We start from the raw sequence: 12384 nt of genomic DNA, 5'->3' as shown, positions 1-12384 counted from the left end.
TCTGGTACTGTCAGAAAAATTATCCAACATACCCTGAAGGAAAGTAACTATGATACATAGAAGATAAACCATGTATGTTCACTCACGTTATATCTCAATGTTTTTTAAGGAGGTTGAAGTCCATCATGGATATTAAATTAATAGCAATTGATTTAGATGGCACCCTATTAAATAATGACTTGGTGATATCACCAAGAGCAGTAAGGGCAATAAAAGAGGCGGAAAACAGGGGAGTGAAAGTAACCCTTTGTACTGGGAGAATGTATGCATCTGCATATCCATATGCCCAGGAGCTAGGAATAAATATACCGTTAATTACCTATAATGGAGCTCTAGTAAAAAACTCCGCTGATGATGAGATATTATACAAAAGAAATTTACCCTTAGAAGACGCAAAGCGTGTGATAGAGATTTGTAGAGAATGTGATTGCCAGCTAAATGTATATTTTGAGGATAAATTATATGTTGAAAGAAACGATTATTGGGCACAGAAATATGCAGACAGAGTAAACGTTCCATTATATAAGGTTAATGATTTGCTGAAATTTTTAAAGACATCTCCTATTAAGTTGTTAGCTATGGGCGAAGAAGATATTTTACATATGATTAGAGAAAAACTTTCCGATAGGATGGTGTATATTACCCGTTCCCAACCACATTTCTTGGAGATTTTAAATGTAGAGGCTACTAAAGGAAAAGGAATAGAGGCAGTAGTTAAAAAACTTGCAATTGATAGAAAAAATGTTATGGCAATCGGTGACAATGACAATGACATTGAAATGTTTAAATATGCAGGTTTTTCCGTGGCAATGGCTAATGCAGATGATAATGTAAAAGTCCATGCTGATTATGTTACCAACAATAATAATGATGATGGAGTAGCTGAGGCAATAGAAAAGTTAATTCTCGCCTGACTTGTGTTCTGCACAAGTCTCAATTTGAAAAAATCTTGCGCTATTAATAAAGAGGTGCTTAAATATGAAGCTTGAAGCAGACTTGCACGTACATTCTGTAGCTAGTGGCCATGCATATAGTACCATAGCAGAAAATGTTCAGGCCGCTGCTAAAAAAGGTTTAAAGTTAATTGCAATAACTGATCATGGTCCTGACATGCCAGGAGGGCCTAATTTGTATCATTTCGGAAACCTAAGGGCAGTACCTAAACATTATCAAGGTGTTGAAATATTAAAAGGTGTAGAAGCTAATATTATAGATAAAGAAGGGAATGTTGATGTTCCCGAAGTGTATCTTAAGATGCTAGATATTATACTAGCTGGGTTTCATACCTATTGTTCACCAACGGGTACTGTTGCTCAAAATACAAAGACAATGATAAAAGTAATGAGTAATCCTCTGGTGGACGTGATTGTTCACCCTGGAAATCCTGAGTTTAAGGTTGACCCAACAGAAATAATATTAGCGGCTAAAGAAAATGGAATACTTCTAGAAATTAATAATAGTTCGCTTGGCTTATCCCGTGCGGGAAGCTACTGTAACTGTATGGCAATTGCTGAAAAAGCTGCTGAGCATAAAATACAGGTTGCAGTAGGAAGCGATGCACATTGGGCAGACCGTGTAGGAGATTTCATTTCAGCCATAGAGCTTCTGAAAAAGGTGGGAATTGGGGAGGAACAGATTATCAATAGATCAGGCGATAAAATACACTCATATCTACAAGGAAGAAGGCAGAGGCATTCTTAAAAGGGCGCGCGCAATCTTGCATTAATGTTTCCTGCCTCATGTTTCATGATGAAGGGAGACTAAAATTTTGGAATTCATTGGTGATTACCATACCCATTCTAATTATAGTGATGGTAGGGCTAGCATTGAAGAGATGATAGTTGCAGGACAAAACATGGGACTGCAAGAAATTGCAATAACTGACCATGGACCAAAAAACATAGCAGGTGGTCTAAGGAGTCCTGAGAAACTACTGGAAGTAGCTCGAAAAGTAAGCGATATAAATCAGACACTAAAAGACTTTAAAGTTCTAAGTGGAGTAGAAGCAAATGTAATTGGTCCAAAGGGTGAAATAGATGTTCCAGTCCAAATCTATCAACAGTTAGATATTCTAATTATAGGGCTTCACCCTTATGTTTTTGCCAGCACCTTAGCAGGCTACTGGAACCTTATTGTAAAAAATCAAGCAAGCAAGTATTTAAAGATAGCTCATAGACAGGTTATGGATTATAATACTAAAGCGCTGATTGAGGTTTGCGCTAAGCATAAACCTTTTGCCATTAGTCATCCAGGCCTAGGATTGCCGATTAATATTCAAAAGGTAGCAAAGGCCTGTGCAAAATATGGTGTTCTATATGAAATAAACTGCGGTCATTTACATCAAACTCCTGAGGAACTCAAGGTTGCAGCCAAAGAAGGCCCTATATTTGTAATTAATAGTGATGCTCATTATACTGAAACTGTGGGCAATCTAGAACCTGGTTTTAAGCTGGCAATGGAAGCCGGTATTAGTGCTAGGCAAATTAAAAATCTTTTGAATTAGGTGAGTTGAAATGAATTTAAGTAAACTACAACTGATAATTGTTACTGGACTATCTGGTGCTGGGAAAACTCAAGCCATTCGTTGTTTGGAAGATCTCAGTTTTTTTTGTATTGATAATTTGCCTCCATCTTTAGTCCCAACGCTTTTAGAGGAAATAGAAAAGGCGGACAACATAGATAAAGTGGCCTTGGTTATGGATATTAGGGGCGGGAAATTCTTTGATGGTTTAAATAAAGCATTGACCTGCTTGGACCAAAAAGGATTGAAATATAGAACTCTTTTTCTTGATGCTTCAGATGAAGTATTGATAAGAAGATTCAAAGAAACTAGGAGAAGCCATCCATTATCACCGGTAGATTTAATGGAAGGGATTATTAAAGAGAGGAAAATTCTTGCCCAGCTTAAGGATAGGGCTGAGGTTATTTTAGATACTTCGGACATGTCCACAAGCCAGTTAAAAGGACAGATAACAAACATATTTAGTGCTGAAAAGGATGAGCTACCAGTAACAGTAATATCCTTTGGTTTTAAATATGGGATACCAATGGATGCTGACCTAGTGGTGGATGTTAGATTTATTCCAAATCCATATTATGATATGGGATTACGGCCCTTATCAGGACATGATGAAGAAGTAAAGGAATATGTTTTGAAAAATGATGTTAGCCAGGAATTTCTCAAAAAATACTGTGATCTGCTTCATTACCTGATACCTCACTACAAAAAGGAAGGGAAAAGCCAGCTTGTTATAGCAATTGGTTGTACAGGAGGTCGACATCGCTCAGTTGCAATTGCAAATCATCTAGAGATGCGTATAAATGAATTTGATTGTAAAGTCATAACTAAACATAGAGATATTGATAGGGGTATAGGAGGTATTTAATGAACTGGATCAATAAAAACTTTAAATGGCTATATCCCGGGTTAAAGGTTAAGAGATGGCTACTGCTTGCATTGTTAGGGGTGATAATTGCTTCTTGGGGTTTAGCGTTAATCCTTGAGGCTAGATGGTGGACTTTTTTATTCTTTATAGGAACTCTTATTGAAGAACAATATATTACCTATAGTGCTGTAAATATAGCGGGTGTATTCTTTATTATTACCGGATTAGCAGTAATTGCTTTTTCTCTTAAGAAAGGTGCCATATCAATATTAAACGTAATTATTCCATATAATGAGTCTAGACTAGTAGAAATTATCTATCAAAAGAGACAATTGAAAAGGGGACCTAAAGTCGTTGTTATAGGTGGTGGAACGGGCTTGGCAGTCCTTCTTAGAGGATTAAAGCATTACACAAGTAACATTACAGCCCTTGTTACAGTGACAGATGATGGAGGTTGTTCAGGAAAACTTAGAGGGGAGTTTGGGGTTATACCCCCTGGAGATTTAAGGAATAACCTTATGGCCTTGGCTGATGGAGAAAGTCTTCTTGAGGATTTGTTAGACTATCGCTTTCCAAAAGGGACAGAGCTAGCAGATCGAAATCTTGGCAATCTACTCCTTGTTGCGATGACAAATATTACTGGGGATATGAATAAGTCAATTAAAGAACTAAGCAAAGTGCTAGCAGTAAGAGGAACGGTATTACCAGCTACTTTAAGTAATGTTATTTTAAAGGCAGAGATGAATGATGGTACGGAAGTTTATGGGGAAACAGAGATTGTAAAGCATCCAGGTAGGATTAAACGTATGAATCTTGTTCCAGGGGATTGTGAACCTGTAGAAGATGCTCTTAAGGCAATAAAAGAGGCGGATGCTATTGTTATAGGTCCAGGCAGTCTATATACTAGTATAATTCCTAATTTGTTAATAAAAAAAATATCGCATGCCATTAATAGAAGTAGCTCTCAGGTATATTATGTTTGTAACGTCATGACTCAGCCAGGGGAAACAGATTTCTATACAGTTGCTGATCATATCAAAGCTATAAAAGATAATGCTTCCCAAGTGCAAATTGATAGGGTAATAGTTAATACTGGACAAATACCAAGGAGTTATTCAGAGAAATATAGAGAAAAAGGTGCACATCCAGTAATTTTTGACGAAAAAGCAGTTAAACAATTGAGGACTAAAATACACAAGGCTGATTTTGTAAATCTTTCAGATGTGGTGAGGCATGATTCTGATAAACTTGCAAAAGTTTTGATGAAGGAAATCATCAAGGGTATACCAGCTACTGAAAGGTTGAAGATACTCGATCTCTTTTTTGGTGAAAGGTATAAAGACTTAGTGGGTTAACCTGATAACTACTGCTTAAAGGGGGAGATGGACAATGTCTTTCACACAAAAGGTTAAAAATGAAATGGCGCGAATAGATGATGGGGATAGATGCTGTCAGCTTGCTGAACTAAAAAGCTTGATTATGATGGCTGGCAATGTTCATATTGATGCGGATTATCACTTATCCCTAACTCTAGAAACTGAAAATCCAGCAATTGCTAGAAGAGCTTATAGGTTAGCTAAAAATCTTTTTAACCTCCAAAAGGAAGTATCTGTTAGAAGACGGGCTAGATTAAAAAAGAGTAATCTTTATGTTATAAGGTTGTTGCCTCAAATAGGTACCAAGAAAGCCTTTGAAGCCCTTGGAATCGTTTTCACTCCAAAGGGTTACGATATTAAATGGGATTCTGATATTTTTAAAAACAGATGCTGCCATAGATCATATTTAAGAGGGGTATTTTTAGGAAGTGGTTCGGTAAGTGATCCTGAGCAAAAGACATATCACTTAGAAATTGTTGTTAAAGATACAACTCACTATAAAATAATATGTGAATTAATGAGAAATTTCGGGCTTAATCCAAAAACCCTTATGAAAAGAAATAAACATATGATATATTTAAAGGAAAGTGAACAGATAGTAGATTTCTTAAATATTATCGGGGCACATGCTGCTCTTTTATCCTTTGAAGGAATTCGTGTTAAAAAAGAGGTTAGGAACAGGGTTAACAGAATTGTAAACTGTGAAACAGCTAACCTAACGAAAACTGTGGACGCAGCCATTAAACAAGTAGAAACTATTAAATTCTTAGAAAGAAACATTGGTCTTCATAAACTTCCTTCTGGACTTGAAAAGATTGCTAACCTGCGGTTGGGTAATCCAGATTTAAGCTTAAAGGAGCTAGGAGAATTAATGACACCAGTTGTAAGTAAGTCAGGTGTTAATCATAGAATGCGTAGATTACAAAAGATAGCAGATAGAATTGGGAAGAATCAATAGGAATACGGAAGTCAGAATTCAGAATTCAGAAGCCAGAAAACAGGTGGTTATTTCTATAGCTCTGCTATAGATTATTTTTTGTGTGGTTTTCTTTAGAATTTAACTAAGTGGGGATGAAAATGCAGGAATATAAATTCATAATGAGACTTGCTTTGCCAGCTATATTTGAAATGATATTACATATGATGGTGGGCCTTGTTGATATTGCAATGGTAGGAAGATTAGGTGCTGACTCCTTAACAGCTGTAAGTTTAGGAGGCAATTTTATTTATACTACTATTTTTTTATTTGCGGCAGTTGGAATAGGTGCGGGAGCAATTGTTGCAAGGGCAATAGGAGCTCAAAATATGGAGGAAGCGAGCAGAATAACTGGACAAGCGCTTACCTTAGCAGCGCTCATAGGAGTTCTTGTGGGAGGTCTTACATGGTATTTTGCTCCTGCCATTTTTAATATATTTGCTCCTAATATTGTGGTTAAGGAACTTGGTATAGAGTATCTGCGTATTTTATCATTGTCCAGTATTTTTTTATTAGTATTACTTGTGGGAGAATCAGCTTGTCGTAGTGCTGGTTTCACTAAAATCCCATTAAAAGTAGCAATGGTGGGTAATACAGTAAATATAGTTTTAAATTATGTACTAATTTTTGGAAAATTAGGTTTTCCTACTTTAGGTGTAAAAGGAGCAGCAATAGGTACATTTGTGAGTTTTACCACTTCTTGTTGCATTATTCTCTTTGTGCTTGCTAGTGGGAAAATACCCATTAAAATTACAAAAGGTCACCTTTTGAAAATACGAAAAATAGATTTTAAAAGGATTGTAAGACTGACAGTACCTGCTGGGGGAGAAGAACTAGTACGAGCAGGTAGTCAAATAGCTGGTGTATATTTAATCATTGGCTTAGGTTCAGTACCATATGCTGCACATCAAGTGGCACTTGCTATTGAATCCATGTCCTTTATGCCTGGATACGGTTTTGCTATTGCTGGTGCTACCTTGGTCGGACAAAACCTTGGTTCCCTGAACCCTGATAAAGCACAAAGATTGGCTTTTAAGACAATGTATCTTGCTATGGCCACAATGACCACAGCTGCATTTATATTTTTCTTTCTTAGTGAACCCGTTGTCCGTATTTTTACTACTGATGAAAATATTATTCCCATTGCAGCCTCTGTAGTGCAAATTGCTGCTTTTGCTCAGACTGCCGTAGCAACTGAAATGACCATGGCGGGAGCCCTTAGAGGGGCAGGAGATACTAGATTTCCATTATATCTTTCTTTATTAGGTAATTGGTTTATCCGCTTACCACTTTTCTATGTAGCCTTGCGTATTTTTAATATGGGATTGGAGGCTGTTTGGTGGATTACTGCATTTCAATGGCTATTAATAGCCACCATTGCTCTGTGGAGATTTAACCAGGCAAAATGGAAAAAAATAGAGGTTTAAGCTATTTTATGCAGGAAAAATTGAATAAATGTAGAATTATAGCATTATAGTAACTAAACATAAATGAGGTTTAACTATGTCTAGATATACAGAAAGAGCTAGCTGCTATGTCAAACAAGAACTTAATTTGTCAGAAGAAAAAAGAGAAGTCTTAGCCTATGGAATGGAGACTTTTATCGCGATTTTTTTAGGGTTTTTAGGGATAGTAGTGTTTGGTTATCTATTTGGATTGTTGGGGGCTGCATTAATTATTTCTTTGACTGCATTGGTAACCAGAGTTTTTACAGGGGGAGCTCACTGCAGTTCAATGGGACGGTGTACTGTTGTAACTATAATTGTCTTCACGTTTCTTGCATATTTAACTTCTAATATATTAACACTCTCATTTGGTTTAATTAGTGTCTGTTTTATAGTAGCGGTGATTTTTATCGCAGTATATGCACCTGTACAAGTAAAGGAAAAGCCTATATCAGAGCCCCACAGAAGGAAATTGAAAAAGGGTGCTCTGGGGTTTAGTGCAGTCATTGGAGCAGTTGTCATTTTATCATATTTTGTTTTTGATATGCGAACTATTTTATATATCACTACTGGGTTTTTATGGCAAAGTTTTACCATTACTCCATTAGGCATCAAAGTCATCGCATATATTGATGATTTATTAAAACTGATACTGAAAGGGGGGGAGATACATGAAAAAACTTAGACTTTTAGTTTTAACAACTGCTACATACTTGTTGACAATACTTGCTTTAGTTAGTGCCGCAGGAGCTTGCTTTGCTTGGGCATATCAACCTGAACTTCCAAAAAGCTTAAGAAGATAGTATATAAAGAGGTGGGAGACCACCTCTTTATAGTGAGGAGATATATTTTAGATGAAATATGAAGAACAAAGACAAAAGGAAATTAACAAATATATATTTACCTTTCAAATAGCATTTCATTTTTTGCTGATGATTTTATTGATAACTTTAGCTGACTATTATAATATTACCTCAGTAGATAGCTTTATGTCATTTTTAATAATATTACTTTTTGGTATCTTTGCCATTACAATGTTGGGAAAGTTAAATTACAAAAAAGATGGAAATGGTTTAACTTATGAAGTTCTTGTTTTATTAATTTACCTTTTTTTAATAGGTTATCTTATTTATAGTGTTGATTTTATTGGAGCTCGTATATTATTATTTGTACCAGTAATTATAATTACAATAAAATATGGAAAAAGAATAAGTATAATGATTGCAGGACTGATTGCAGGCATTATGTTTATTAATGATATATTCTATTATTATTTTTATGAAATTATTAGCTTAGAAACCAGTTTGATTATAGGTGGATTATTAATACTTATATCCTGGTTAATAGGCAACCTCATGGAAATTGAAAAAACCGCTCGGGAAAGAATTACTGAACTAGCTGAAAAGGATGGATTAACGGATTTAATAAACCACAGAACGTTTCATGATATCCTTGAGAAATGCGTTTTTATAAGTAATGAGCAAAGTCCGGTATCTTTAGTTATGATGGATTTAGATCATTTTAAAATATATAATGACTCCTATGGTCACCAAAAGGGAGATGAAGTGTTAAGAGAAGTTGCGGATATACTTAAAAGAACAATAAATAGTGAAGGAATTGCTGCAAGATTTGGTGGGGATGAGTTTGCTTTAATCCTACCAGGTTATGATTTAATAAATGCAAAAAAGACAGCTGAAATGGTAAAGGAAGTTGTAGAAAAAGCAGAGTTTTATGGAGCAAAAAAAATACCCATTGGGAAAATTACTCTTTCGCAGGGCATAGCTGCATATCCTACTACCTCAAAGACAAAGGATGACTTGATTCAAGCAGCAGACGATGCCCTTTATAAAGCTAAATTTGTAAGCAAAGAAAAGATTAGTGTATACCAGTCCATATTTGATGTTGTAGATACTGATTTAGATGAAAATGAAAAGGGATTTGTTGATTCTGTAAAAGTACTGTTGCGAGTATTAAATGCAAAGGATCGTTATACCTTTGGACATTCAGAAAGAGTAATGGAGTCAGCTTTAAAAGTAGCTAAGGAAATGAAACTTTCTAATTTACAGATCCGAAACTTGAAATGGGCAGCCTTATTCCATGACATTGGCAAGATAGAAATCCCAAGAGAAGTATTAAATAAACAGGGGAAACTAACCAAAAAAGAATGGGAAATGATGATGATGCATCCAGGATGGGGAGCTGACATTATTTGTGCTAACCATTATTTTCATGAAGTAGCAAATATTATAAAATTTCATCATGAAAACTTTGATGGAACTGGATATCCATCTAAAATAAAAAATATTAATATTCCAATAGAAGCAAGGATTCTAAGGGTTGTTGACAGCTATGATGCCATGATAACTAAAAGATCTTACAAACCTGAGATGTCAACTCAGCAGGTTTTAGCAGAGTTAAATAACGGAGCAGGAACCTTGTACGATAAGTATATTGTAGATATTATGTGCAAAGTTATTAAAAGGGAACAAGCTTTATTAAAAGCCAGGTAATATTTAGCAGGAATACTGCAAAAATTGTCGAAATATATAGGTGACACAAACTAAGGAGGTTCCTTTAAATGTATAAATTGCCCATTATATCTGCAGTACTGCAAGGAATACCTGAATCAACTGCTCTAGTATTTTTATCTATGGTATTACTAAAGGCTAAATTTAATTGGAAAACGGTATTATTGCTGGGAATAATCCAAACTACGGGAGCATTATTTATTAGGCTGTTGCCATTTGCCTTTGGAGTACATACTGTACTATTAATGTTATTCTTATCTTTTATTATTTCCTATGCTATTAAATATGATATGATCAAGGTAATTCCTGCTGCTCTTGGTTCTGGTATATTTCTTATAGTCTATGAGTTTATAGCCTTTAAATTTTTAATGTATCAATTTAATATAAGCCTTGAAACAGTAATCGAAAGCCCCATATTAAGAATAGCTATTGCTACTCCACAGACTATTTTACTTTTTTTAACAGGATTCATAATTCTTTTCATGAGGAGACATAAAACAAAATAATGTTTTAGGAATGTGTGTTTAATGAATATTTCTATGTTTGAAAACGAGAGAAAAGAAAAAATAAACAGATACCTTGTTATATTTCAAATGGTATTTCATTTTGTCATTATTATATGGTACTTGCAGTTTGAAGCAGCTAGCTATGCCAGTATGGAATCATTTTATGCACTACTTATGATAAGCTTTCTAGGAATAATCACCCTGGCTTTCCTTGGAAAAATAAAACCATATAACACTAAAAAAGCGCTGATTTATGAAATACTGATATTAGCTGGTTATATATTTACAGTATTTTTATTGGCTTATTTAACTGATTCCTTTGTGACAAAAAGTTTATTTTTCATTCCCATGATTCTTGTTATCATTAAGTATGGTAAGCAGATAGGTCTTATTATTACCGGCATAACTATTATAGCTTTTTTAATTTTAGACCTTTTAGCAAATGCAAGTGATCTTAACTTCGAAGAAATGTTTATTTTTACAGTAATCTCCGTTCTTTTAATCTGGTTACTTGGTAGCCTCTTGGAAACAGAAGAGCAGATGAGGTCCAGCATAATAGAATTTGCCCAAAGGGACAAATATATCTTGGAGAATAATGACTGTGGTATTGTGTATATTGATAACAACGATATAGTAAGAATTTTCAATTCGTCAGCTGAAGAAATATTAAAATTAGATAAAAACCTAGTTTTAGAAAAAAGTATATCTAATATTAGTGGTATGTCAGAAACGTCATCTCTAGTTGAGATAGCTCAAAATACAGAAACAGAATTGCCTAGTGATGAGGGTGTTTTTATAAGCGACAACAATTATCTTTTGAGTTGTTCTAAAGTTGCAAGTGATGATGGAACTTATCTTGGAAAGGTTTTTATAATTAAAGACCTTACTCAGACCAATGTTCTATATAGCCTTGAACAAAAGGTGCATTTTATAACTAACTCAATAGAAATGCCTCTGCTCACGTTTAGTGAAAAAGGTGATTTGATATTTTTCAATAAAGAGGCCAGTAGCTTTTTTTACTTGGATCATAATACAGCGTTATTTAGAAGTTATCGTGAGCTTTTTTCTAATGAACTTAGCGATTATATAGAAAAAGTGCTCCAGTCACCGAGGAATTTTTTGAATCGAGAGCTGAAATTGAGAGGTGAAACTCAAAAACATAAAGAACTGTTAATATCTGTAGGGGTTATAAAAAACATTCAGGAAAGAGTAGAGGGTGTTTCTTTTTTAATAAATGATGTTACAGAATTAAAGAAGAGAGATAGGCAAATTATGCAAGCTGATAAACTAGCAGCTATAGGAGAAATGGCCGCCGGAATAGCCCATGAAATTAGGAATCCATTAACTATAATCAAGGGTATGGCACAATTAAAGCAAAGAAAAGTCGAAAATGATAGCTTAGCAGACACCTTCGCACTAATAATTGAAGAAGCTAATAGAGCTAATTCAATGTTGAACGAATTTTTAACCTTCGCAAGACCTTCAGAACCTGAGTTTACTGAAAAGCCTTTGCAGGAAGTTTTTGAAAAAATATATAGTTTGATTAAGCCGCACTGTCAGTTAAAAGATACTGAAGTGGCCCTTGTATACAAGCAAAATGATAATCCAATAGTGAACTGGGATAATAAACAACTGATGCAAGTTTTTCTGAATCTAGCATTGAATTCTTTAAAGGCAATGGAAGGTACATTATTTAAAAAGCTGGAGATTTCAATTACCATTAAGGGTGAGTCAGTTAATATCGACTTTAAGGATAACGGTGTAGGAATTGAAGATGAAATACTAAATGATATATTTAATCCTTTCTATACCACTAATCATGAAGGAACGGGACTGGGTCTTAGTATTTGTTATAGAATCATTGAAAATCATAAGGGTAAGATATCCATAGAAAGCAAAAAAGGTGTTGGAACTATATTTATAATTAAGCTACCTATAAAACCTAATCTAACTGCAGAAGACAGAATTCAGAATTCAAAAGACAGAAGAGAAGGCAAATCAGACTCTTAGCCTCATATTTTATATTAAGACAGGAAGTTTTTTGTGGATCTTTTTGAGATGGATTTCGTTCAGGTGGATTTAACTGAAAATTATTACAATAATAACCAAAATGATTTGTCATGTCCATCTAGAATTAAACAAAATGTGGCGAATAAATATAACCAAG

General features: G+C 34.7%; 11 protein-coding genes. All 11 read left to right on the top strand.

Annotated elements, in window-relative coordinates:
- The first annotated feature begins 125 nt into the window (after positions 1-125).
- The 11 genes from APF76_11545 to APF76_11495 all read left to right on the top strand — a co-directional run bounded on the left by APF76_11545 (position 126) and on the right by APF76_11495 (position 12227).
- Entirely contained in the window at positions 126-914 is a 789-nt protein-coding gene (locus APF76_11545; GenBank protein KUO50336.1) for a hypothetical protein, read from the top strand.
- Positions 915-978: 64 nt separating this feature from the next.
- Positions 979-1701: a hydrolase gene (locus APF76_11540; protein ID KUO50335.1), complete on the top strand. Its 723-nt coding sequence runs from the start codon at positions 979-981 to the stop codon at positions 1699-1701.
- A 67-nt stretch (positions 1702-1768) separates the two neighbouring features.
- Entirely contained in the window at positions 1769-2503 is a 735-nt protein-coding gene (locus tag APF76_11535; protein KUO50334.1) for a hypothetical protein, read from the top strand.
- Positions 2504-2513: 10 nt separating this feature from the next.
- On the top strand, positions 2514-3386 hold the full coding sequence (locus APF76_11530) for a glmZ(sRNA)-inactivating NTPase (GenBank protein ID KUO50333.1): 873 nt from the start codon (positions 2514-2516) through the stop codon (positions 3384-3386).
- Entirely contained in the window at positions 3386-4741 is a 1356-nt protein-coding gene (locus tag APF76_11525) for a hypothetical protein (GenBank protein KUO50332.1), read from the top strand. Before APF76_11530 ends, APF76_11525 begins: the two co-directional genes overlap by 1 nt.
- 34 nt (positions 4742-4775) lie before the next feature.
- Positions 4776-5720: a sporulation regulator WhiA gene (locus APF76_11520; GenBank protein KUO50331.1), complete on the top strand. Its 945-nt coding sequence runs from the start codon at positions 4776-4778 to the stop codon at positions 5718-5720.
- A 119-nt stretch (positions 5721-5839) separates the two neighbouring features.
- Positions 5840-7165 (top strand): hypothetical protein, encoded by a 1326-nt coding sequence (locus APF76_11515; GenBank protein ID KUO50330.1) that lies wholly within the window; start codon positions 5840-5842, stop codon positions 7163-7165.
- A gap of 76 nt (positions 7166-7241) precedes the next feature.
- Positions 7242-7868, top strand: coding sequence for a hypothetical protein (locus tag APF76_11510; protein KUO50329.1), 627 nt, complete (start codon positions 7242-7244; stop codon positions 7866-7868).
- 169 nt (positions 7869-8037) lie between these two features.
- Complete coding sequence (locus APF76_11505; protein ID KUO50328.1) at positions 8038-9693, top strand: hypothetical protein; 1656 nt, start codon at positions 8038-8040, stop codon at positions 9691-9693.
- A gap of 68 nt (positions 9694-9761) precedes the next feature.
- Positions 9762-10217 carry a hypothetical protein gene (locus tag APF76_11500; protein ID KUO50327.1) on the top strand — a complete coding sequence of 152 codons (456 nt, stop codon included), beginning with the start codon at positions 9762-9764 and terminating at the stop codon, positions 10215-10217.
- A gap of 21 nt (positions 10218-10238) precedes the next feature.
- The gene (locus APF76_11495) at positions 10239-12227 is read left to right on the top strand and encodes a hypothetical protein (protein KUO50326.1); all 1989 of its coding nucleotides are present in this window, start codon (positions 10239-10241) and stop codon (positions 12225-12227) included.
- Positions 12228-12384: the final 157 nt, after the last annotated feature.

It is taken from the genome of Desulfitibacter sp. BRH_c19 (assembly GCA_001515945.1).
Classification (GTDB): domain Bacteria; phylum Bacillota; class DSM-16504; order Desulfitibacterales; family Desulfitibacteraceae; genus Desulfitibacter.
This window is presented reverse-complemented; position numbering and strand designations above follow the sequence as displayed.